This window comes from Microvirga sp. CF3016 (genome assembly GCF_036314085.1).
Classification (GTDB): domain Bacteria; phylum Pseudomonadota; class Alphaproteobacteria; order Rhizobiales; family Beijerinckiaceae; genus Microvirga.
In genome coordinates, this window is record NZ_JAYGGM010000007.1 from 39,037 (window position 1) to 62,083 (window position 23,047).

At 63.3% G+C, this 23,047-nt stretch carries 21 protein-coding genes and 2 tRNA genes; 15 read left to right on the top strand and 8 right to left on the bottom strand.

From position 1 onward, the window contains the following. Window positions 1-53: 53 nt before the first annotated feature. Together VB672_RS11935 and VB672_RS11940 are read left to right on the top strand one after the other, a co-directional pair. A complete protein-coding gene (locus VB672_RS11935; protein ID WP_442932008.1) occupies window positions 54-1,283 on the top strand; it encodes a cysteine desulfurase in 1,230 nt (409 codons plus the stop codon). An 85-nt stretch (window positions 1,284-1,368) separates the two neighbouring features. Continuing rightward, the gene (locus tag VB672_RS11940; protein WP_329784632.1) at window positions 1,369-1,665 is read left to right on the top strand and encodes an SUF system Fe-S cluster assembly protein; all 297 of its coding nucleotides are present in this window, start codon (window positions 1,369-1,371) and stop codon (window positions 1,663-1,665) included. Between the two features lie 116 nt (window positions 1,666-1,781). Here the strand turns inward: VB672_RS11940 and VB672_RS11945 are convergent, their stop codons facing one another. Both VB672_RS11945 and ybaL read right to left on the bottom strand, forming a co-directional pair. Further along, the gene (locus VB672_RS11945) at window positions 1,782-2,534 is read right to left on the bottom strand and encodes an SDR family oxidoreductase (RefSeq protein ID WP_329784417.1); all 753 of its coding nucleotides are present in this window, start codon (window positions 2,532-2,534) and stop codon (window positions 1,782-1,784) included. A 110-nt stretch (window positions 2,535-2,644) separates the two neighbouring features. Continuing rightward, complete coding sequence (gene ybaL, locus VB672_RS11950; protein WP_329784418.1) at window positions 2,645-4,498, bottom strand: YbaL family putative K(+) efflux transporter; 1,854 nt, start codon at window positions 4,496-4,498, stop codon at window positions 2,645-2,647. A 173-nt stretch (window positions 4,499-4,671) separates the two neighbouring features. Between ybaL and VB672_RS11955 the strand changes: the two genes are divergently transcribed. Both VB672_RS11955 and VB672_RS11960 read left to right on the top strand, forming a co-directional pair. After that, entirely contained in the window at window positions 4,672-5,055 is a 384-nt protein-coding gene (locus VB672_RS11955) for a HesB/IscA family protein (protein WP_329784419.1), read from the top strand. A 3-nt stretch (window positions 5,056-5,058) separates the two neighbouring features. Then, window positions 5,059-5,451: a TfoX/Sxy family protein gene (locus VB672_RS11960; protein ID WP_329784420.1), complete on the top strand. Its 393-nt coding sequence runs from the start codon at window positions 5,059-5,061 to the stop codon at window positions 5,449-5,451. 5 nt (window positions 5,452-5,456) lie between these two features. On the opposite strand, the gene VB672_RS11965 is transcribed toward VB672_RS11960, so the two are convergent. After that, window positions 5,457-6,917 (bottom strand): DEAD/DEAH box helicase, encoded by a 1,461-nt coding sequence (locus tag VB672_RS11965; protein WP_329784421.1) that lies wholly within the window; start codon window positions 6,915-6,917, stop codon window positions 5,457-5,459. Window positions 6,918-7,104: 187 nt separating this feature from the next. Between VB672_RS11965 and VB672_RS11970 the strand changes: the two genes are divergently transcribed. Beyond that, window positions 7,105-7,803, top strand: coding sequence for an alpha/beta fold hydrolase (locus tag VB672_RS11970; protein WP_329784422.1), 699 nt, complete (start codon window positions 7,105-7,107; stop codon window positions 7,801-7,803). A 310-nt stretch (window positions 7,804-8,113) separates the two neighbouring features. Further along, window positions 8,114-8,734 (top strand): outer membrane protein, encoded by a 621-nt coding sequence (locus VB672_RS11975; RefSeq protein WP_329784423.1) that lies wholly within the window; start codon window positions 8,114-8,116, stop codon window positions 8,732-8,734. 118 nt (window positions 8,735-8,852) lie between these two features. Here VB672_RS11975 and VB672_RS11980 read toward each other — a convergent pair whose 3' ends face one another. Continuing rightward, window positions 8,853-9,473, bottom strand: coding sequence for a LysE family translocator (locus tag VB672_RS11980; protein ID WP_329784424.1), 621 nt, complete (start codon window positions 9,471-9,473; stop codon window positions 8,853-8,855). Between the two features lie 118 nt (window positions 9,474-9,591). Between VB672_RS11980 and VB672_RS11985 the strand changes: the two genes are divergently transcribed. Beyond that, window positions 9,592-10,284, top strand: coding sequence for a helix-turn-helix transcriptional regulator (locus VB672_RS11985; RefSeq protein ID WP_329784425.1), 693 nt, complete (start codon window positions 9,592-9,594; stop codon window positions 10,282-10,284). Window positions 10,285-10,378: 94 nt separating this feature from the next. Here the strand turns inward: VB672_RS11985 and glnA are convergent, their stop codons facing one another. Together glnA and VB672_RS11995 are read right to left on the bottom strand one after the other, a co-directional pair. Continuing rightward, on the bottom strand, window positions 10,379-11,788 hold the full coding sequence (gene glnA, locus VB672_RS11990) for a type I glutamate--ammonia ligase (RefSeq protein WP_329784426.1): 1,410 nt from the start codon (window positions 11,786-11,788) through the stop codon (window positions 10,379-10,381). A 70-nt stretch (window positions 11,789-11,858) separates the two neighbouring features. Beyond that, the gene (locus tag VB672_RS11995) at window positions 11,859-12,197 is read right to left on the bottom strand and encodes a P-II family nitrogen regulator (protein WP_036360409.1); all 339 of its coding nucleotides are present in this window, start codon (window positions 12,195-12,197) and stop codon (window positions 11,859-11,861) included. A gap of 179 nt (window positions 12,198-12,376) precedes the next feature. Between VB672_RS11995 and VB672_RS12000 the strand changes: the two genes are divergently transcribed. Then, window positions 12,377-13,906 (top strand): NAD(P)H-hydrate dehydratase, encoded by a 1,530-nt coding sequence (locus VB672_RS12000; RefSeq protein ID WP_329784427.1) that lies wholly within the window; start codon window positions 12,377-12,379, stop codon window positions 13,904-13,906. Here VB672_RS12000 and VB672_RS12005 read toward each other — a convergent pair. Further along, window positions 13,857-15,197, bottom strand: a complete 1,341-nt coding sequence (locus VB672_RS12005) for a multicopper oxidase family protein (protein WP_329784428.1) — start codon at window positions 15,195-15,197, stop codon at window positions 13,857-13,859. The genes VB672_RS12000 and VB672_RS12005 overlap by 50 nt on opposite strands. A gap of 173 nt (window positions 15,198-15,370) precedes the next feature. Between VB672_RS12005 and VB672_RS12010 the strand changes: the two genes are divergently transcribed. The 7 genes from VB672_RS12010 to VB672_RS12040 all read left to right on the top strand — a co-directional run bounded on the left by VB672_RS12010 (window position 15,371) and on the right by VB672_RS12040 (window position 22,427). After that, a tRNA-Leu gene (locus VB672_RS12010) sits at window positions 15,371-15,455 on the top strand. A gap of 112 nt (window positions 15,456-15,567) precedes the next feature. Beyond that, window positions 15,568-16,935, top strand: coding sequence for a trigger factor (gene tig, locus VB672_RS12015; RefSeq protein WP_329784633.1), 1,368 nt, complete (start codon window positions 15,568-15,570; stop codon window positions 16,933-16,935). 77 nt (window positions 16,936-17,012) lie between these two features. Beyond that, the gene (locus VB672_RS12020; RefSeq protein WP_173946488.1) at window positions 17,013-17,645 is read left to right on the top strand and encodes an ATP-dependent Clp protease proteolytic subunit; all 633 of its coding nucleotides are present in this window, start codon (window positions 17,013-17,015) and stop codon (window positions 17,643-17,645) included. 222 nt (window positions 17,646-17,867) lie between these two features. Then, window positions 17,868-19,136 carry an ATP-dependent Clp protease ATP-binding subunit ClpX gene (clpX, locus tag VB672_RS12025; RefSeq protein WP_329784429.1) on the top strand — a complete coding sequence of 423 codons (1,269 nt, stop codon included), beginning with the start codon at window positions 17,868-17,870 and terminating at the stop codon, window positions 19,134-19,136. A gap of 231 nt (window positions 19,137-19,367) precedes the next feature. Then, window positions 19,368-21,794, top strand: a complete 2,427-nt coding sequence (gene lon, locus VB672_RS12030) for an endopeptidase La (RefSeq protein ID WP_329784430.1) — start codon at window positions 19,368-19,370, stop codon at window positions 21,792-21,794. A gap of 195 nt (window positions 21,795-21,989) precedes the next feature. After that, entirely contained in the window at window positions 21,990-22,268 is a 279-nt protein-coding gene (locus tag VB672_RS12035; protein WP_009490969.1) for an HU family DNA-binding protein, read from the top strand. 83 nt (window positions 22,269-22,351) lie between these two features. Continuing rightward, a tRNA-Val gene (locus VB672_RS12040) sits at window positions 22,352-22,427 on the top strand. Window positions 22,428-22,464: 37 nt separating this feature from the next. Here VB672_RS12040 and VB672_RS12045 read toward each other — a convergent pair. Then, window positions 22,465-23,046: a DUF1003 domain-containing protein gene (locus VB672_RS12045; RefSeq protein WP_442932010.1), complete on the bottom strand. Its 582-nt coding sequence runs from the start codon at window positions 23,044-23,046 to the stop codon at window positions 22,465-22,467. Window position 23,047 lies beyond the last annotated feature (1 nt).

The following is a 23,047-nucleotide window of genomic DNA, read 5'->3' on the forward strand; positions in this document are numbered from 1 at the left end:
ATGGCCGGGCCGAGCCCGGCCATGACGGTGAAAGAACGGTCAGGCCGATGAACATGCAGATGAAGCCATACGACGTCGAAGCGATCCGGGCGGAGTTTCCGATCCTGGCGCAACAGGTCTATGGCAAGCCGCTGGTCTACCTCGACAATGCCGCCTCGGCCCAGAAGCCGCGCGCCGTGATCGACGCCATGGTCAATACCATGCAGACCGGCTACGCCAACGTGCATCGCGGCCTGCACCACATGGCGAATGTGGCGACCGAGGGCTTCGAGCGCGCGCGGGAAACCGTGCGGGAGTTCCTCAACGCCGGATCCATCGACGAGATCGTCTTCACTAAGTCGGCCACGGAAGCCTACAACCTCGTGGCGGATTCCTTCGGTCGCATGGGGATCGGGGAGGGGGACGAGATCATCCTCTCCATCATGGAGCACCATTCCAACATCGTGCCCTGGCACTTCCTGCGCGAGCGGAAGGGGGCGGTGATCAAGTGGGCGCCGGTGGACGACGAGGGCAATTTCCTCGTCGAGGAGTTCGAGAAGCTCTTTACGCCGCGCACCAAGATCGTGGCGATAACCCATATGTCGAACGTGCTCGGCACGGTGACGCCCGCGAAGGAGATCATCCGCATCGCCCATTCGCACGGGGTTCCCGTTCTGATCGACGGGGCCCAGGGCGCCGTACATCTGCAGGTCGACGTGCGCGATCTCGATGCGGATTTCTATGTCTTCACCGGACACAAGGTCTACGGTCCGACGGGCATCGGCGTTCTCTACGGCAAGCGCGAGTGGCTCGCGAAGATGCCGCCTTACTCGGGCGGCGGCGAGATGATCCGCGAGGTGCGCCAGGACGCGATCACCTACAACGACCCGCCGCACCGGTTCGAGGCGGGAACGCCCCCGATCATCGAGGCCATCGGGCTCGATGCGGCCCTGCGCTTCATGATGCAGCTCGGGCGGGAGAACATCCAGGCGCACGAGGCGGCGCTCTCGGCCTATGCCCACGAGCGCCTCGGCGCCATGAACTCGGTCCGGATCATCGGCCGCGCCAAGGGCAAGGGCGCGATCCTGGCCTTCGAGATGAAGAACGCGCACGCCCACGACGTTGCGACGGTCATCGACAGGCAGGGCGTTGCCGTCCGGGCCGGCACCCACTGCGCCATGCCGCTCCTGGAGCGTTTCGGCGCGACCTCGACCTGCCGCGCCTCGTTTGGCCTCTACAACACCATGCAAGAAGTCGATAAGCTGGCGGACGCCTTGCAGAAGGCGGAAGCCCTGTTTGCTTGAGGATTGACCTGTGAACGATCTATCTCCAACCAACACGCCGCAGGTGTCCCCGGGCTCAGGGATCCCGCCGGAAGAGCTCGATCGTATGACGGACGACATCGTCGCGGCGCTCAAGACCGTCTATGATCCCGAGATCCCGGCCGACATCTACGAGCTCGGTCTGATCTACCGGGTCGACATCGACGACGACCGCAACGTCGCCATCGACATGACCCTGACGGCCCCCGGCTGCCCGGTCGCCGGCGAGATGCCCGGCTGGGTGGAAAACGCCGTCGCTACGGTCCAGGGCGTCCAGAGCGTCAAGGTCAGCATGGTCTTCGACCCGCCGTGGGACCAGAGCCGCATGTCCGACGAGGCCCGCGTCGCGCTCGACATGTGGTAGCATTCGAGGCCTGACGTTCCGCGTCGCATCATGGCCGGGCTTGTCCCGGCCATTTTTCGTTTGAAGACTGCCGTCATTCCGGGCTCCGCGACGCGGCCCGGAATAACGTAGAGCCCTCACGTTCGGTTGACGGAAACGCCTCCGTCGACGAGGAGAGCCGTGCCCGTGGTGAAGCTCGAGGCATCCGAGGCCAGATAGAGGGCCGACCGGGCGATCTCCTCCGGACGGGCCCTTCGCTTCAGAGCATGCAGGCCTTCGACGAAGGCCAATGCCTCGGGCGTGCTGACCCAGGCCTCCGCCAGTGGTGTATCCGTGCCTCCCGGCAGCAGGGCGTTGACGCGGATGCCCTTCGGCCCGAACTCGGTTGCCAGCGCTTGCGTGAGCCCGATCAACCCGGACTTGCTGGCCGCATAGGCGGCCACGCCCGGCATGCCAGCCGTGTAGCCCACGAAGGTGGACGTGAAGATCAGGGAGCCTCCGCCCCGGTCGAGCATGGCCGGGATCTGGTATTTCGCCCCCAGGAAGGCCGCCGTCAGATTGGTCGCCAGCGTGTCGTTCCAGCCTTTGAGCGACAGACCTGGCGTCGGACCCATCTCGCCGTTCGTGCCCGCATTGTTGAACGCAATGTCAAGCCCGCCGAAACGGCCGATCGCGGTGTCGACGAGGGTTTGAGCCAAACCCTCGTCCCTGATGTCGCCGGCAACCGCAACGGCACGGCCGCCGGCCCTTTCGATTTCGGCGACGAACGCATTCAGCGCATCGGAGCGGCGTGCCGTGACGACGACGTTGGCGCCTTCCTGCGCGAACAACCTGGCTGTGGCGAGGCCGATCCCAGAGCTTGCGCCGGTCACGATCGCGGTCTTGTTCATGAGCGTGGTCACAGAAAATCCCTTTCCTTCTTGAGCCTGATGCCCGGGATTGGGATCTCAAATCGCGGTGCGGCTTCCGACCCGTTTCCTGCGCCCGATTCCTGTGGCGCTTAACGTTCCGGATGATCCGCAGGCTGGTGCAGGGACTTTCCCTGCGGTGCGGTCTCGTCAGAATCGCCGTGTCGATCCACCGGCCCGCCCTCGTCCTGACCATCCTCAGCGAGCTCGTCCGCCTCTTCCACGGAAGACAGCACGGGTTCGCGAGGGGCGTCAGGCACGGCGGCGAACATCGCCCGTGCGATCTCCTGCTCTCCCATCACGACCTTCGTTGCTCCGTACTTTTCCACATGCTCTTCCTGTGCTGGGGAATGCACGCGCACGATGATGGGCAGGTCCGGATTGATCGTCCGGGCTTGTTCGACGACCTGGCCGCTCTCGAAGGCATCCGGGATCGCCACCAGAAGACAGCGGGCTTCCTTGACGTTGGCGGCCGCGGCCACCTCTGGATCGGCGGCATTGCCGATGACGACCGCCCGGCCATCCTTGAGTAGGTCGGCGACCTGCTCCTTGTTGGTCTCGATCACGAGGAGGGGCGCTCCGACCGACGCCATCTTGCGGCTGATGTACTTGCCGACCCGGCCATGGCCGACGAGAACCACGTGATCAGTGAGAGATGTGACCGGAAGCGGCTCCCGCGCGGCTGCAGCGGCCGCTTTCTCGGCGGCCAGCGCTTCTTCTTCGGCTGCCACGGCTTCTGCCTTTGCCTTGGCCCCTGCGGTCTCCCGCTTCGCGAACCAGCGGTCCAGCAGGGTGAACAGGAAGGGATTGACCAAGATCGAAAGGATCGCGCCCGCCAGGATCAGATCCCGGCCCTTCTCCGGCAGCAGCTGCAGATCGACTCCGAGCCCGGCGAGGATGAAGGAGAACTCGCCGATCTGGGCGAGGCTTGCCGCAATGGTCAGGGCGGTCGCGTTCGGATGGCGGAAGAGCCTGACGATGGCAAAGGCAGCGAGCGACTTGCCGACCACGATGATCAGGAAGGTCGCAAGAACCGGGCCGAAGTCGTTGACGAGGATCATCGGGTCGAACAGCATGCCGACAGAGACGAAGAACAGCACCGCGAAGGCGTCACGCAGGGGCAGGGTTTCCGAGGCCGCTTGATGGCTGAGTTCGGATTCGCTCAGGACCATGCCGGCGAAGAAGGCTCCGAGGGCGAAGGACACGCCGAACAGCTCCGCTGCCCCGAAGGCAGCGCCGAGCGCGATGGCGAGGACGGCGAGGCGAAATAGCTCGCGGGAGCCCGTATGGGCCACGTAGTGGAGGATCCACGGGATCACCCGGCGCCCGACGATGAGCATGATTGCCACGAAGGCGATGACCTTGCCGAGCGTGACGCCGAGCGAAATCACGATGGATTCGAGATCAGCCGAGGCGCTGGACGCGGCTTGCGCGAAAGCAGGCAACAGCACGAGCGTCAGGACCATGGCCAGGTCCTCGACGATCAGCCACCCGACCGCAATATGGCCGCGCTCGGTCTCGACGAGCCGGCGCTCCTGCAGGGCGCGCAGCAGCACGACGGTACTGGCGACGGAGAGCGCCAGGCCGAAGACCAGACCGCCGCCGATGCTCCAGCCCATGAGCCAGGCAAGCCCCATGCCGAGAACCGTGGCGCTCGCGATCTGGACCACGGCGCCAGGGATCGCGATGGCCTTCACGGACAGGAGGTCCTTCAGGGAGAAGTGGAGGCCGACGCCGAACATCAGCAGGATCACGCCGATCTCGGCGAGCTGGTTGGCGAGCCCCTGGTCCGCCACATAGCCGGGCGTGAAGGGACCGGCAAGAACGCCGGCGAGCAGATAGCCGATGAGCGGGGAGAGGCGGAAGCGGTGCGCGACAGCGCCGAGAGCAAATGCCAACACAAGGCCGACGACGATGGTTGAAATCAGCGGCGTGTGATGCGGCATCTGCTCTCCTTGGGCCGTGGCGATGTTTCGGGGTGGGATCCCCCCGATATGGTCGACCTGGGCCGTTGGGGCAACCCTGAACGGTCTCGACGTTTGTCCTTTCAGCCCTTATCTATGAGGCATCGGACTCGTTCTGCCCGGGCCTTGAACCCGGCCGTCAGGAGAGAAGGCTTATGGCACTACCCGGATTCAAGGTCGTCACCTTGACCGACGCGGCGGCGAACCGCGTCAAGGACATCATCAGCAAGGCGGATCGCTCCATCGTGGGCGTTCGCGTGGGCGTCAAGAACGGCGGCTGCGCCGGCATGTCCTACACGATGGAATACGCGGAGAGCGTCAATCCGCTCGACGAGGTGGTCGAGGACAAGGGTGTGACGGTCCTCATCGACCCTAAGGCCGTGCTGTTCCTGCTCGGCACGGAGATGGACTTCCAGACATCCAAGATGTCGTCCCAGTTCGTCTTCAACAATCCCAACCAGACCTCGGCCTGCGGCTGCGGTGAGTCGGTGGCGATCACGCCCGCGACGCCGCCTGCTCTTCAATCGGCCGCTGAGTAAGCCATGGACGCCGAGGATCTTCGCGACATCTTCCGCAGCCTCGGCCCCATTCACATCCGCCGGATGTTCGGCGGGCAGGGGGTCTATCAGGGCGAGATCATGTTCGCTCTTGTCGCCTCCGATGAACTCTACCTCAAGGTGGACGACGAGAGCGTCGGCTTGTTCCGCGATCAGGGCTCCCGGCCCTTCAGCTTCCAGACGCGCGACGGCCGGACGACGCTGACAAGCTACTGGCTCATGCCGGAATCGGCCCTCGACGATCCCGACGAGGCGGCAGGTCTCGGGAAAATGGCACTGGCAGCCGCCCAAAGGGCGAAAGCCGCCCAGGTCCGCAAAGGTCGCTCGACCGATCCCGGACGAAGGCCCCGGAAGAGACCGTCCGAGCCCGCCACTTAGCCTCGTTACTTGGCTTTCTTGGTCGCCACAGGCCGCATGAGGAAGGCCGGAACGTGATCACCAAGCCCGATCACGCGTTCGTCCATGTCATCATCACGGCGCGACCGTCCCTGTGGGCTCCGGTCCGGGGATCGCTCACTGCGCTCCTGCCGGGGCCTGCGGCTCTGTTGCTCCTCGCGGGGAGGCTGGACCGCCCGTGCGACGGGAGCCTCCTCCCGGGTCTCCTCGGAATGCGCCCGATTCCGGTCCGATGCACGCACCTTGACCTTGCGCCCACGCGAGCGCTCCTCGCCCCGGCCGCCCCGGCGGCGTGAGGAGCCCTCCGTTTGCGGACGCTCGGCTAGGGTCGGACCCTGCCACTCGACCGGCTGGCCGATCAGCTTTTCAATGGCGGCCAGTGACTTCTCCTCGCCCGGGCTCACCAGTGTAAAGGACTGACCCGAACGCCCCGCTCGGCCCGTGCGACCGATCCGGTGCACGTAATCCTCGGCGTGGTGCGGAATATCGTAATTGAACACGTGGCTGACGGCCGGAATGTCCAGGCCGCGGGCCGCCACGTCACTGGCCACCAGGATGGGCATCTCTCCGGTACGGAAGCTGTCGAGCGCCGCCATGCGGGCGTGCTGGTCCATGTCACCGTGAAGTGCGGCCGCTGCAAAGCCGTGCTTCTGCAGGGAGCGGTGGAGGACGGCCACGTCGCGCTTGCGGTTGCAGAAGACGATGGCGTTCTGGAGATCCGTGGCGCTCCGGATCAGCTCCCGCAGGGTCTCGCGCTTCTCGAAATCCTCGCGGCCGGTTGCCACGAGGCGTTGGGTAATTGTCGAGGCGGTCGAGGCGGCGCGGGCGACCTCCACCTTCACGGGATTGTGAAGGAAGGCGTCGGCCAGGCGCTGAATCTCCGGAGGCATGGTGGCGGAGAAGAACAGGGTCTGGCGGGTGAAGGGAACAAGCTTCACGATGCGCTCGATATCGGGGATGAACCCCATGTCGAGCATCCGGTCGGCCTCGTCGATCACCAGCAGCTCCACTCCGGTGAGCAGAAGCTTTCCGCGCTCGAAATGGTCGAGCAGACGGCCTGGGGTCGCGATCAGCACGTCGACGCCGCGGGTGATCTTGGCATCCTGGTCCCCGAAGGACACACCGCCGATCAGCAGGGCGACGGAGAGGCGGTGATTGACGCCGTATTTGTCGAAATTCTCCTCGACCTGGGCCGCAAGCTCACGGGTCGGCTCGAGAATCAGTGTACGCGGCATGCGCGCCCGGGCTCGACCAGATTCGAGCAGGGTCAGCATCGGAAGCGTGAAGGCCGCCGTTTTGCCCGTGCCGGTCTGGGCGATGCCGAGCACGTCACGGCGTGCGAGGATGTGAGGAATGGCCTGGGCCTGGATCGGGGTCGGCTCCGTATATCCGGCGGAAGCGACGGCCTGTTGAACTTTATCGCTAAGTCCGAGTTCGGCGAACGACATGAATGCTAATTACCGTTGAGGGCTAGGCGCGCTCTTATGTGCCGGCCGCGCTCTACGGCAACAAACAGGCGCGAGTCTGGTTTCACCTGAGGCTCTTGCTCAAGTTGAGGAGTGGCCGGACCATAGGACAAGCTATGCGCTTGTCAATCCAGGGAAACTTGCCAAGTGGCGACAAAGGAAAGTTTGAATGGCCGAAACTCTCGTTCTGATTCCCGGATTGGCTTGTACCGCCCGGCTTTTCGAGCCTCAGATCACGGCTCTTGGAGCGGACCGCACGATCATTGTCGCGGACCATGCCCGAGACGATTCGATTCCCGCTATGGCCGCTCGACTTCTCCGGGAGGCGCCGGACAAGTTTGCCCTCGCGGGGCTTTCCATGGGCGGCTACGTCGCCATGGAGGTGATGCGCCAGGCGCCGCAACGGGTGGAGCGGCTTGCCCTGCTCGACACGAGCGCGCGCCCGGACACCCCGGAGGCGGGCCAGGACCGCAGGCGGCTGATCGCGCTCGCGGAGGCGGGCAGACTGGACGAGATCCATGCGGCGCTCTGGCCGCGCCTCGTCCATCCGGAGCATCGGGGCGACGCGGCTCTTCAGGATATCATGCTCGAAATGCTGCGGGAAACCGGGCCTGACGCTTATATCCGACAGCAGCGGGCGATCATGGCGCGTGCCGACTCGCGCCTGTCCCTGTCGGGAATCGAGATCCCAACTCTGGTCTTGGTCGGGGAGGGCGATGCCATCACCCCGCCGGAGATCGCGCGCGAGATGGCCGAAATGATCGAGTGGGCTTCCCTGGCCGTGATTCCCGGGGCTGGACACATGTCGACCCTGGAGCAGCCTGATCGGGTCACGGGGGCCCTGCAATTATGGCTGAATCGGGATTAACCTTAGATCAAGCGGCCGCTTGCGGACCTGCTCAGGAATATGGTCAATGATTGGTTACCGGGCTCAGCGGTAGGCGACCACTATGCTGGCTTCAAATATAAGTTATTGAGTCAGCAGCAGTATTTCTGCTCGACCTCGATGGATGAGAGGGCTGTGTCTCGAGTGGCGCAGAGGCAAAATCCACCCACCTACGGGTGTGGATGCAAAAAGCTTTGCTTCTGGCCTTAACTGTGGCAGGAAAGTGACAGACGCACGGGCAAGTCTGGGCTACAAGCTGCGTCACATCCTTCTAACAGACGGACCAAGACCAATGAAAAAGATCCTCCTCTCCTCGGTTGCTCTGCTCGGCCTGGCCACTGGCGCCATGGCTGCTGACCTTCCGTCCCGCCGCGCTCCGGCTCCGATCGTTGCTGCGGTTCCGGTCTTCACCTGGACCGGCTTCTACGTCGGTGTGAACGCCGGCTACGGCTGGAACACCAATGACGACATCGTCATCGGCGGCGTGCGTTACGACATCGACGACGAAGGCGGCTTCGTCGGCGGCGCCCAGGCTGGCTACAACTACCAGATCGGCTCGTTCGTGGTCGGTCTCGAAGGCGACATCCAGTACGCCGACTTCGGCGGTGACGACGACTTCGACGGCATCCTCGGTGAAGACTTCGACCGTAGCGACTGGTTCGGCACCGTCCGCGCCCGCGCCGGTGTGGCCTTCGACCGCGCTCTCATCTACGCCACCGGTGGTTTCGCCTTCGCGGACGACGCCAACGGCTGGACCGTCGGTGGTGGTCTCGAGTACGCCTTCACCAACAACCTGTCGGCCAAGATCGAAGGCCTGTACGTCAACCTCGAGCAGGACAACGACTTCTTCGACGACGAGACCGAGTTCGGTGTGGTTCGCGCCGGTCTGAACTTCCGCTTCGGCACCTACTAAGATCCATCGCCTCCGGCGATCGATGAAAGGCCCGGGTCAAACCCGGGCCTTTTTGTTTGCCTGTTGGTCTGGAATCAGGACGGTATCGGCGTGCCGCCTGCGACCCTTTCGAAACGTTTCAGCGCAGAGCCGTCACAATCGCGGTTGCGATGAACAATGCCCCGGCGGCGCGGCCAATCAGCCTCGTCGCGCCCGGACGAGATGTCAGGAACTCCCGGCTGCGTCCCGCTGCGACGGCAAGCCCTCCATAGATCATGAGCTGCATCAGGACCGTCATGACGCCCATGACCAGCGCCTGCAGCCAGATTGGCCCATAATCCGGCAGCAGGAATTGCGGGTAGACGGCAAGCACGAACAGGTAAGCCTTGGGATTGAGGAGGCAGGTCACGGCGCCTTGCCGAAACGCCAGCCAACGGGAGCGGCTGCCCACCTGTCCGACGCCGTCGATGGTGATGGAGTTGTGGAGCAGCGTGATCCCGATCCAGGCCATGTAAGCTGCGCCGGCATAAAGAAGCGCAGTGAGAACAATCGGGGAAACGTGTGAGATCAAACCAACGCCTACGGCTCCGAAGATCGTGTGGGCCGCGCCACCGGTCATGATACCTGCTGTCGCCGCCAGCCCTGTCCTTCGTCCGCCCGTCAGGGCGTTGGCGAGAACAAACATCATGTCCATGCCGGGAACGATGATGATGCCGAACAGAAGGGTGAGGAAGAGCCAAAGATTTGCGGTATAAGTCATGTCAGTAATCCATGGCGCTCAAGGCGTCGATCCAGCATTCTCTGTTTGATTCCAATGGAATGGCTAGTTGTACGCAGGCGTTCTCCTGACAGCGTTGTGTCAGTTGGAGGGGAGTTGGATGCGGAAAGCAGCGCGTCTCTTCGAGATCATCCAGATCCTTCGGCGTTCGGAAACGCCCGTGACGGCTGCCGATATCGCGCGAAGCCTTAACGTGACGCCTCGGTCCATCTATCGGGACATTGCCGCGCTTCAGGCCATGCGGGTGCCCATTCAAGGCGGACGTGGCATAGGTTACATCCTGCGCTCCGGCTTCGACCTGCCGCCGCTCATGTTCTCCATCGAGGAAACCGAGGCCATCGTGCTCGCGCTCGCGCTGCTGGAGCGCACCGGAGACGTCGCGCTCAAGACGTCCGCCAAGCGGGTCAGCCAGAAAATTGCAGCCGCCGTGCCCTCGCCGCTGCGCCAGGTGCTTGCGGCCAATACTCTGCATGCCTGGGGTACCGTGGCGCAGGCGCCTTCGGGCATCGACCTTGCGGTGGTCAGGGCCGCAATTCGCGCGGAGCGGAAGATTCAAATCCACTATCGCGACGAGCAGGGCCGACGCACCTCAAGGACGATCCGCCCGATTGCCCTCATCTACTATTCGGAGGCGGCCAACATCGTCGCCTGGTGCGAGCTGCGCCAGGATTTGCGCCACTTTCGAGCGGAGCGCGTAGAGGGCGCCGTCCAAACGGGAGAGTTCTTCAAGGGCGAGGGAGACGAGCTAAGGCGCCGATGGGTATCCGGATGGAGCCTCGAGAGCAGCGCCTGAGGGGCGAGCGTCTGGTGCAAACGAAAAAGCCGGAGCCTGAAGGCTCCGGCGAAGGAAGGCTGCAGTCAAAGCAGCCGGGAGGATAGGCTTTCCGTTAGACGGAGTAGTACATCTGGAACTCGACCGGATGCGGGGTCATCTCGAAGCGAGCGACCTCCGTCATCTTCAGCTCGATATAGCTGTCGATGAAGTCGTCGTTGAAGACGCCGCCGGCCTTGAGGAAGGCGCGATCCTTGTCGAGGCTGGCAAGAGCTTCGCGCAGCGAGCCGCAGACGGTCGGGATCTTCTTCAGCTCGCGCGGCGGCAGATCATAGAGATCCTTGTCCATCGCCTGGCCGGGATCGATCTTGTTGATGATGCCGTCGAGACCGGCCATCAGCATCGCCGCGAAGGCGAGGTATGGATTGGCGGTCGGATCGGGGAAGCGGACCTCGACGCGCTTGGCCTTCGGCGAGGTCGTCCACGGAATACGGCAGGAGGCCGAGCGGTTACGGGCCGAGTAGGCCAGCAGCACCGGAGCCTCGTAGCCCGGGACGAGACGCTTGTAGGAGTTCGTCGACGGGTTGGTGAAGGCGTTGAGCGCCTTGGCGTGCTTGATGATGCCGCCGATGTACCACAGGCATTCCTGGGAGAGGTCGGCATACTTGTTGCCGGCGAAGAGGGGCTTGCCGCCCTTCCACAGCGACTGGTGCACGTGCATGCCCGAGCCGTTGTCGCCATAGACCGGCTTCGGCATGAAGGTGGCCGTCTTGCCGTAGGACTGGGCGACGTTGTGGATGCAGTACTTGTAGATCTGCATCTCGTCAGCGGTGCGGACGAGCGTGTTGAACTTCGTGCCGAGCTCGTGCTGGGCGGAGGCTACCTCGTGGTGGTGCTTCTCGACCGTCACGCCCATGGCCTTCATGGCGGCCAGCATCTCGCCGCGCATGTCCTGGGCGGAATCCAGCGGCGGAACCGGGAAGTATCCGCCCTTGGTCTGAATGCGGTGACCGAGGTTGCCGCCCTCGTAAGGCGTGTCGCCGTTGATCGGCAGCTCGGAGGAATCGAGCTTGAAGCCGGTGTTGTAGGGATCGGCCATGAACTTCACGTCGTCGAACACGAAGAACTCGGCCTCGGGGCCCACGTAAACCGTATCGGCGATTCCGGTGGACTGCAGGTAGGCCTCGGCCTTCTTGGCGATGCCGCGCGGATCGCGGTTATAGGGCTCGCCCGTAGCCGGCTCGAGAATGTCGCAGTTGATCGTCATGGTGGACGCCGAGAAGAACGGGTCCATCTGGGCGGTCGTCGGGTCGGGCATGAGGGTCATGTCGGACTCATTGATCGCCTTCCAGCCGGCGATGGACGAGCCGTCGAACATGATGCCGTCGGCGAACATGTCTTCGTCGACCATCGAGACGTCGAAGGTCACATGCTGCCACTTGCCGCGCGGGTCCGTGAAACGGAAGTCGACGTATTGAACGTCATTATCTTTGATCGCCTTGAGCACATCCTTGGCGGTCTGCATGATCGTCTGGTCCTCTTCTGCCCTTGAGAGTAGTCCTCGGCCGACAGGCCTCGGCTTGAGAAAAGCGAGTTTAGATCGCGTCGGATCCGGTCTCGCCCGTGCGGATACGAACGGCCTCTTCGACCGTCGAAACGAAAATCTTGCCGTCGCCGATGCGCCCGGTTTGGGCGGCCTTGCGAATGGCCTCGATGGCGCTCTCGGCCATCTCGTCGTTCAGGACGATTTCGAGCTTCACCTTCGGCAGGAAGTCCACGACGTATTCCGCGCCGCGATAGAGCTCGGTATGGCCTTTCTGGCGTCCGAAACCTTTTGCCTCGATGACGGTAATGCCCTGGAGGCCTACTTCCTGGAGAGCTTCTTTGACTTCATCGAGCTTGAAGGGCTTGATGATGGCTTCGATCTTCTTCATCCCGGTCAACCGTTCTCGTTCGAGGTTTTGCCGCTTTTAGCACCAGCACGGGGCGCCTTCCATGCGATCATCAATTCAAAGTGGGCCATTTTGCCGAGTTAATGGGCATATTATGATCAAAGTTTGTGCAGTTGCGGAAAACCTCACCAAATCCTGAAAATCGAGCCCATTTTGCCTCCATGACAGCCCCTGAACTCATTCTGACCCCCTCCGAAATGAAACAGGCCGACCTAGAGGCCATTGCAGCTGGCATTCCGGGCATCGAACTCATGAGGCGGGCAGGAAGGGCCGTGGCCGATTCTGCCGAAAAATTAATCTCTCCGGGGGCGCGGATTGTCGTCGCGGCTGGGCCTGGCTATAACGGAGGCGATGGCTTCGTTGCCGCCGCGATCCTAGCCGAGCGGGGTTATCGGGTCAGTCTTGGTCTCCTAGGGGCGGTGAGCCGGCTGACGGGCGATGCGGCCCAAGCGGCACAGGACTGGCAGGGCGAAGTCAGCGCGGTCGAGAATGTGCCTTTTCAGGAAGCGGACCTCATCATCGATGCTCTCTTCGGCACTGGCCTGTCCCGCGATCTGGATGGATCCGCCCGGCATGTGGTCGACCGGATGAACGCTTCCGGCCGGCCTGTTCTAGCCGTGGACCTTCCCTCCGGGATCGATGGCGAGACCGGCGAGGTACGGGGAATCGCAGTCAAAGCCGCTCGGACAGTGACCTTCGCAGCCCGCAAGCCGTGCCATCTCCTGATGCCGGGACGAGCCTACAGCGGAGCTGTCGAAGTTGCCGATATCGGAATCGGGCGTGAGATCCTCGCGGCAAAGGGCGGAAGCCTCTTCAGCAATGATCCGGCCCTGTGGTGGAAGGCACTCCCGAAACCCGGGCTCTCGTCCCACAAATATGAGCGCGGTCACACGCTGGTCGCCTCGGGCGGGGCAACCCGCACGGGCGCGGCGCGGCTGGCGGCTCGGGCGGCCCTCAGGATCGGGTCCGGCCTCGTCACGGTGGCTTCGCCGCCCGAGGCGCTCGGCGTGAACGCCGCCCATCTCACGGCCGTCATGCTCAAAGGGTGCGACGGTCCGGAGGGGCTGCACACCATTCTCCAGGATCCGCGCCTCAACGCTGTCGTCCTGGGGCCTGCCTTGGGCGTCCATGCGGGCACCCGCGCGATGGTGGCCGTCGCCGTCCATGCCAGGCGGAGCCTCGTCCTGGATGCCGATGCGCTCACCTCTTTCGAGGGTCTGGCGTCGGAACTCCACGGGGCGTTCCGCCATGCTCCGACGGTGCTCACGCCCCATGGCGGCGAGTTCAGCCGCTTGTTCAAGGATCACCCGGATATCCTTGATCCGGAATCGAAAATCGAGCGCGCCCGGCGGGCTGCAGCCTACACGGGAGCCGTGGTGCTGCTGAAGGGGGCCGATACCGTGATTGCGGCTCCCGATGGCCGGACGGCGATCAACGAGAACGGCACGCCTTATCTTGCAACCGCCGGATCGGGGGACACCCTCTGCGGTCTGATCGCCGGGTTGATGGCACAGGCGGTGCCCGCTTTTGACGCGGCCTGCGCCGGGGCCTGGATCCATGCGGAGGCTGGAGCGAGCTTCGGACCCGGATTGATCGCAGAAGATCTGGCGGATCTGGTTCCTGGCGTCCTGCGCGATCTCCTCAGGTCACCTCGATCCATGTCCAGAGACCCGCATCGAACCGCTCCATGACCGTGGAAGCGAGGAGCCATTTGCCCGGATTGTCGGCCAGGAAGGCGACCCGGACCGTCCTGTTCTCCGGCACCTGCACCGTATCCAGCCAATAGGGCTCCCATCCGTCATCAAGCGGGTGCAGGAGCCGAAAGGAATGACCGTGCAAGTGCATCGGCTGGACGAGGGCCGTCTGGTTGGTGAGCGCCAGCACCACCGGGGTGCCCCGTTTCACCCTGACCAGAGCCTGCCCTGTCGGGCTTCCTGCGGCGCCGTTGATCGACCAGGGAACCCGAGGAGCTTTCGGGTCACCCTTGATCACCACGTCCTTGCGGGCGGCGCTCTGGAGCCTGATGGTCTTGGGAAGCTTCGAGTTCGCCGGCAGCGGGGCGACGGCAGGCAGCTCGGGCCGCCTTTCACCGGCGGTGACCATCTCGACGAGGGGTATCCCGTCTCCGATCATGGCCATCACGGCGCCAGCCGCTCCCGCGTCTGGAGCGAAGTCCACAAGCAAATCGTAGCGGCTGCCGGGTGCGAAGGGCAGGGAGGCTCTGAGCGGCTCGAAGGTGCTGGTCGGCTGCCCGTCGATGGCGATCACATAAGCTTTCAGGCCGTCGAAGCGTAGACGCATGGTCCGGGCGTTGCAGGCGTTGGCGAGCCGCAGGCGCAGGCGCCCGCCGGGAGGAGCTTCGATCCGCTGCGGCGTCGCCTTGCCGTTGACGCCGAGCCAGCTGCCGAGCCGTCCGGCCGGGGCGGTTTCCGTGGGCTTGTCGAAGGGAGCGAGGGAGCCGTCGTCGCTCAGGCGCCAGTCGTCCACCAGGAGGGCGATGTCCCGGTCCACCTGCGGAGGGTTGGCTTCCTCCACGATCAGGAGGCCCGAGAGGCCGCGCTCCATGGGCTCGGCGCTGCCGCCCAGGACTGAGGGACGGATCAGGAATGTGCCGGCATCGGGCGGGGTGAAGCGATAGTCATGGCTTTTCCCGGCGGGGACGGGCTCCTGAGTCAGACCGCCGACTCCGTCCATGGCATTCGGCCCGCGCACCCCGTGGAAATGGAGCGACAGGGGCAAAGAGGTGTCGTTCTGCAGCTTCAGGCGGAGTTCCGCCCCGTGCTTGATGCGCACCATAGGGCTCAAAGTCCCGTTGAAGGCCCAGACGTCTGCTTCTGCAGCGGCATCGGGGCGGAGCCTCATGGGGGTGGGCTTTGCCGCCAGAACCTGTTCGGGGCCATCCGGGGCCTGGGCTCGTGCCTCCCGGGGGAAGGCGATCAGGGTTGTGGCGAGACCGGCGGTGACGGCGCGGCGGGTGATCATGAAGCGGTCTCGTCTCAACGGCCAGGAACGGGATACATCGGTACAGCTTTGAACGTGAACGGCCAAGATTGGTTGCCATTTGGCCGCACACGAACTTTTTTGATGCACACTTCCTCAACCATGCTATAGAGCCGCGTCCCGGAAGAGGGGTGCGCCTCGCGCGCCGCTCCCGCGCGGGCGTGGCGGAATTGGTAGACGCACTGGATTTAGGTTCCAGCGACGAAAGTTGTGGGGGTTCGAGTCCCTCCGCCCGCACCAGTCCCGTCAGGATTGGTTTCCGGAGGCTCCGTGTGGCCTGGTTGACGGCATGACGCCGCATCGGCCGGAGCCTGGATTTCAGATTTTCGAGTGGATGAAGGCGAATAATACCATGCAGGTGACGGAAACACTGTCCCAAGGCTTGAAGCGAGAGTTCAAGGTCGTGCTCCCGGCCACCGAGTTGGAAGAGCGCCTGAACAGCGAATTGACGACCCTCAAGGATCGCGTGCAGATCAAGGGATTCCGTCCCGGTAAGGTCCCGGTGGGGCACCTGCGTAGGGTCTATGGCCGCTCCGTGATGGCGGACGTGCTGCAGAGCGCCGTCAACGAGGCGAACCGCAAGATCGTCGAGGACAACAATCTGAAGCTCGCCAACGAGCCTCAGATCCAGTTCCCCGAGAGCCAGGAAGAGGTCGAGAAGGCCATGGAGGCTAAGGGCGACCTGGCTTTCACCGTCGCTCTCGAAGTCCTGCCGGTCTTCGAGCTGGCCGATCTCTCCGATGTGAAGGTTAAGAAGCCGGTGGCCGAGGTCACCGATGCCGAGATCACCGAATCGCTCGAGCGCATGGCCAAGCAGAACCGCTCCTTCGAGCCGAAGGAAGGGGCTGCGGGCGAGGGCGACCGGGTCGTCGTCGACTTCGTGGGCCGCATCGACGGTACCGAGTTCGAGGGCGGCAAGGGTGAGGACATCCGGGTCGAGCTCGGCTCGAACACCTTCATCCCCGGCTTCGAGGATCAGCTCCTCGGCCTGAAGGCCGGTGACACCAAGCTCGTGAAGGTCACCTTCCCGGTGAACTACATGGCGGCCCATCTGGCCGGCAAGGACGCCGAGTTCGACGTGACCGTCAAGGAAGTCGAGGCTCCGGGCGAACTGAAGATCGACGACGAGATGGCCAAGGGCTTCGGCATGGAATCCCTGGACAAGCTCAAGGACGCGATCCGCGACGCCATCAAGCGCGACTTCGACGCTCAGTCCCGCCGCAAGGTGAAGAAGGACCTGCTCGATTCCCTGGATGCCAAGTACAGCTTCGAACTGCCTCCGACCCTGGTCGAGCAGGAGTTCACGGCCGTATGGTCGCAGGTCGTCGGCGACATGAAGTCGAACAACCGTACCTTCGAGGATGAAGATACCACGGAAGACGAGGCCAAGGCGGAGTACCGCAAGATCGCCGAGCGTCGTGTTCGCCTCGGCTTGGTCCTTGCGCAGATCGGTGAGAAGTCCGATATCAAGATCTCCGACGACGAGGTGACTCAGGCCCTCATCGAGCGGGTCCGCCAGTACCCCGGCCAGGAGCGGCAGGTTTGGGAGTTCTACCAGAAGAACCCGCAGGCCCTCGCTGAAATCCGGGCTCCTCTGTTCGAGGAGAAGGTCGTCGACCAGATCCTGTCGCAGGTGAAGGTGGACGAGGAGACCGTCTCCAAGGACGCGCTCTTCAGCGATGAGGAAGAGGGTGGAGAGAAAGCCGGCAAGGGCGAGTAACGCTCCCTTAAGCGTCTCGTTGCTTGCATGAATTGCACGGCCGCGAATCTGCGCGGCCGAATTGGAGCAGTGAGACAATGAGAGATCCGGTAGCGCTCTTTAACAATACGCTCGTCCCGATGGTGGTTGAGCAGTCGAACCGCGGCGAACGCGCGTTCGACATCTATTCGCGCCTCCTGCGCGAACGGATTATCTTCCTCACGGGTCCAGTCGAAGACTATTCGGCCTCGCTGATCGTGGCGCAGCTTCTGTTCCTCGAGGCCGAGAACCCCAAGAAGGAAATTTCCTTCTACATCAACTCGCCCGGCGGCGTCGTGACCTCGGGCCTGTCGATCTACGACACGATGCAGTTCATCCGCTGCCCGGTCTCGACCCTCTGCGTCGGCCAGGCGGCCTCCATGGGCTCCCTCCTGCTGACCGCCGGCGAGAAGGGCATGCGCTTCGCCCTCCCGAACGCCCGCATCATGGTCCACCAGCCGTCCGGCGGGTATCAGGGCCAAGTCACGGACATCATGATCCATGCCCGCGAGAGCGAGGCCCTCAAGCGCCGTCTGAACGAGATCTATGTCGGCCATACCGGCCGGAACTACGAAGAGATCGAACGGGCTCTGGAGCGGGACAACTTCATGACTGCCGAGGCGGCCCGGGAATTTGGCCTCATCGACCAGGTGATCGAGAAGCGTCCCGAACCGGTCGCCACCCCGGCTTAACCCTTAAAACCTGGGGACAAAATTCCCCTGGGTGCGTCTTTTTGCCGAGTAACCCCGTTTCTATTGATCACGGGCCCTGCCCGTGATTGCATGTGCATTTGGGAGACTGGGCGATTTGGACGTTCAATTCTTAGCGACGGAACATTTTGTTAGTCCCGTCGCTCATAAATTAATGGTGCTGGGCCGGCAGGGGCTGTCCCGGTACGGATTGGAGATGTGATAATGACCAAGGCTGGCGGCAACGACTCCAAGAGTACGCTGTACTGCTCCTTCTGCGGCAAGAGCCAGCATGAGGTTCGCAAGCTGATCGCTGGCCCGACGGTTTTCATCTGCGATGAATGCGTCGAGCTGTGCATGGACATCATCCGCGAGGAGTCGAAATCGTCTCTCGTGAAGTCCCGCGACGGGGTGCCTACCCCGAAGGAAATCAGCCGCGTTCTGGATGACTACGTGATCGGCCAGGAGCACGCCAAGAAGGTGCTCTCGGTGGCGGTCCACAACCATTACAAGCGCCTGGCCCACGCGACGAAGCACAACGACGTGGAACTGGCCAAGTCGAACATCCTGCTGATCGGGCCCACCGGCTCGGGCAAGACCCTTCTGGCCCAGACCCTGGCCCGGATCCTGGACGTTCCGTTCACCATGGCGGATGCCACGACCCTGACCGAGGCCGGCTACGTCGGCGAGGACGTGGAGAACATCATCCTCAAGCTGCTCCAGGCCTCCGATTATAATGTGGAGCGGGCGCAGCGGGGCATCGTCTATATCGACGAAATCGACAAGATTTCCCGCAAATCCGACAATCCGTCCATCACCCGCGACGTCTCCGGCGAGGGTGTGCAGCAGGCTCTCCTGAAGATCATGGAGGGCACCGTCGCCTCCGTGCCTCCCCAGGGCGGCCGCAAGCACCCGCAGCAGGAATTCCTGCAGGTGGACACCACGAACATCCTGTTCATCTGCGGCGGCGCCTTCGCCGGGCTCGAGCGGATCATCGCGGGTCGCGGCAAGGGAACCTCCATCGGCTTCGCTGCTTCGGTCAGCTCGCCTGATGATCGCCGCACGGGCGAGATCTTCCGCGAAGTGGAGCCGGAGGATCTGCTGAAGTTCGGCCTTATCCCCGAATTCGTCGGCCGTCTGCCGGTCCTGGCAACGCTGGAAGACCTCGATGTGGACGCCTTGAAGACCATTCTGCAGGAGCCGAAGAATGCTCTGGTGAAGCAGTATCAGCGCCTCTTCGAGATGGAGAACGTGCAGCTCACGTTCCAGGACGAGGCCCTGACCATCATCGCCAAGAAGGCGATCGAGCGGAAGACGGGTGCCCGCGGCCTGCGCTCCATCATGGAGGGCATCCTGTTGGAGACCATGTACGACCTGCCGGGTCTGGATTCCGTCGAGCAGGTGGTGATCGGTCCCGAGGTTGTGGAAGGCAAGGCCAAGCCGCTCTTCATCCATGGCGAGCGCAACGATCAGGCCGCAAGCGCCAGCGCTTGAGGGGCTGCCCGGGGGGCGTTCCATGAACAGAAGCGTTGCGGGCAATCTTCTTGAAACAGGGGCTCCGCAACGCCACATCATCTCTTGCGCCGGCGCTGTCCGCTCATTGTCCGAGGGAGAGCCCGGGGTACCGGATGCAGCCCATAAAAAAAGCCTGAGCATTCCGGTTATTCGTCCGAGATCCAGCTCATCCGAGGGGACTTCCGGACGCAGTCAAAAGGATACCGTCTCATGACACAATCGAAGCCACGTCAGCCTGTCGTCCCAGGCTCGACCGGAACCTATGCGGTTCTGCCTCTGCGCGACATTGTTGTCTTTCCACACATGATCGTGCCGCTCTTCGTCGGCCGTGAAAAGTCGATCCGCGCGCTTGAGGAAGTGGTCAAGGGGGACCGTCACATTCTTCTGGCCACCCAGATCGATGCGACGGATGACGATCCGTCAACGGATGCGATCTACAAGGTCGGCACCCTGGCCAACGTCCTGCAACTGCTGAAGCTGCCCGACGGCACCGTGAAGGTGCTGGTCGAAGGCGCGAGCCGTGCCCAGGTGAAGGCTTATACCCGAACGGATGAATTCTACGAGGCCGAAGCGGAGGCGCTTCCGGACTCGCTCGGCGACCAGGTCGAGGCCGAGGCGCTCGCCCGCTCCGTGGTGTCCGAGTTCGAGAACTACGTGAAGCTCAACAAGAAGGTGTCGCCGGAGGTCGTGACCGCCGTGACCCAGATCGACGAGCCCGCAAAGCTCGCCGACACGATCGCTTCGCACTTGGCCATCAAGATCGCCGACAAGCAGGCGATCCTCGAGACTGCGACCGTTGCCCAGCGCCTGGAGAAGGTGCTCGGCATGATGGAGAGCGAAATCTCGGTTCTCCAGGTCGAGAAGCGGATCCGGACCCGCGTGAAGCGTCAGATGGAGAAGACGCAGCGCGAGTACTACCTCAACGAGCAGATGAAGGCGATTCAGAAGGAGCTCGGCGACGACGAAGGTCGCGACGAGCTGGCCGAGCTCGAGGAGAAGATCGAGAAGACCAAGTTCACGAAGGAAGCCCGCGAGAAAGCGATGGGCGAGCTCAAGAAGCTCCGCCAGATGTCGCCCATGTCGGCGGAAGCGACCGTCGTGCGCAACTATCTCGACTGGCTGCTCGGCATCCCGTGGAACCGCCGCTCGAAGATGAAGAAGGACCTGAAGGCCGCCCAGGATCTGCTCGATGCGGATCATTACGGTCTCGACAAGGTCAAGGAACGCATCGTCGAGTACCTGGCCGTGCAGCAGCGCGCCAACAAGCTCACGGGCCCGATCCTCTGCCTCGTCGGCCCTCCCGGCGTGGGTAAGACCTCGCTCGGCAAGTCGATCGCCAAGGCCACGGGGCGCGAGTTCGTGCGCATGTCGCTCGGCGGCGTCCGTGACGAGTCGGAGATTCGCGGCCACCGCCGGACCTATATCGGCTCGATGCCCGGCAAGATCATCCAGTCGATGCGCAAGGCCAAGACGTCCAACCCGCTCATCCTGCTCGACGAGATCGACAAGATGGGCATGGACTTCCGCGGCGACCCGTCGGCGGCCCTGCTCGAGGTTCTCGACCCTGAGCAGAACTCGACCTTCAACGACCATTACCTGGAAGTCGATTACGACCTCTCCAACGTGATGTTCGTGACGACGGCCAACACGCTCAACATCCCGGCTCCGCTTCTCGATCGTATGGAAGTGATCCGCATCGCGGGTTACACCGAGGAGGAGAAGGCCGAGATCGCCCGCACCCACCTGATCCCCTCGGCCATGCAGAAGCACGGCTTGGCCCAGAAGGAGTGGAAGATCGGCGATGAGGCCCTGCTCATGCTGATCCGCCGCTACACCCGCGAGGCGGGCGTGCGAAACCTGGAGCGCGAGATCGCCAACCTGGTCCGCAAGGCCGTGAAGGAGATCCTGATCTCCAAGGTCAAGACGGTCGAGGTCACGACCGACAACCTGCCCGAGTTCCTCGGACCGCCGCGCTACCGCTACGGCGAGGCCGAGACGGAGGACATGGTCGGTGCGGTCACGGGTCTGGCTTGGACCGAGGTCGGCGGCGAGTTGCTCACCATCGAAGGCATCATGATGCCGGGCAAGGGCAAGATGACTGTCACGGGTAACCTCCGCGACGTCATGAAGGAGTCGATCTCGGCTGCGGCGTCCTATGTCCGCTCCCGCGCTCTCGATTTCGGCGTCGAGCCGCCCCTGTTCGATCGCCGGGACATCCACGTGCACGTGCCGGAAGGCGCGACGCCCAAGGACGGCCCGTCGGCCGGCATCGCCATGGCGACCGCCATCGTGTCTGTCATCACCGGGATCCCGGTGCGCCGCGACATCGCCATGACGGGCGAGGTGACGCTGCGGGGCAGGGTGCTGCCCATCGGGGGCCTGAAGGAGAAGCTCCTGGCGGCCCTGCGAGGCGGCATGAAGAAGGTTCTCATCCCCGAGGAGAACGCCAAGGATCTGGCCGACATCCCGGCCAGCGTGAAGAACGGCCTGGAAATCGTGCCGGTCTCCATGATGGATCAGGTTCTCCAGCACGCCCTCGTGCGGGTGCCGGAGCGGATCGAATGGGATGAGGCTGCCGAGCTCAAAGGTCACAAGCCAAGCGTCGAGGACGATTCGGCCGGAGTGATCGCTCACTAAACTGAGTGCTTGACGTAACGACAGAAGCCCCTGGACTCCGGTCCAGGGGCTTCTTTTTTGATGAAAAGGGCCAAAAAACGGCTTATTTCAGCCACTTCGGGGCTTGCTTACGGACAAGCTTTGCGCCAAACGAGTGGTCCCTGAAACGGTGGACCATTTCCTTTGCGACCGCCGTGATCACTGGAGGATATGACTATGAATAAAGGCGAGCTCGTTGCGGCCGTCGCCGACAAGGTGGGCCTTTCGCGTGGCCAGGCTGGTGACGCGATCGACGCCGCCATCGAGGCGATCACCGGCGCACTGAAGAAGGGCGACGAGGTCAAGATCGTCGGTTTTGGCACGTTCGTTGTGACCAACCGCGCTGCCGGAGAGGCGCGCAATCCACGCACCGGCGAGAAGGTCAAGGTTCCCGCTTCCAAGACCCCGAAGTTCCGCGCCGGCGCGGGCCTGAAGGATGCCGTCAACGCGAAGTAATCGCTTTTTCAGCGGTGCTTGCTTGCGAAAGAAGGCCGACAGCGCTTGCGTTGTCGGCCTTCTCTTTTTATGTCAAGCCGGTCGGGCGGTTAGCTCAGTTGGTAGAGCTTCGGTTTTACACACCGCAGGTCGGGGGTTCGAGTCCCTCACCGCCCACCATCCCCTCCGACAATCAGCCTCCATCGCGTCCAGCCTCTTAGGCTGATGGGCTTTCTTCGTCTTCGGTCAACCTGTCGAGCACTTTCTCTGGCGCGACGTGCCGCTCCAATTCTTGGAGGGTCGGGTCCTGAGCCTCCTGGATACCGAGGTGCTGGGCAATCGCGCGTGTCAGGGTCAGGAGACGGGTGATCTCGTGCTCTGAGAGCAGGTTGGTTTGAAGGTCGAGCTCCGAGCGGCGATCCGCCTCCTCGGCGGCGCGGTTCTGGCTGATCAGCACGAAGGTGGAGAGGAAGATCGCCTCAACTGAGGCGAAGGTCGCGAGGATGACGAAGGTGGGATCGAAGGCCGGAACACCAGGAATGAGCCCGATGTTGGCCGCGACCCAGCCCGCCACCAGCACCAAGTGGACATAGACAAAGGCCATGCTGCCGGTAAAGCGGGTGATGACCTCCGCAATACGCTCCTGCAGTCCGGCCTTTCGTTCCTCCTCTTGTCGCTTCTCGCGTAGGGCGTCGATGTTGCGCTCAAGGACCGAGGCCAGAACATTGGGCTCAATGGGAGGAGTGCTCGGACTGTCCCGCCGTTGCTCCGCCCTGTACTCCGACCTGCTTTCCGTCACG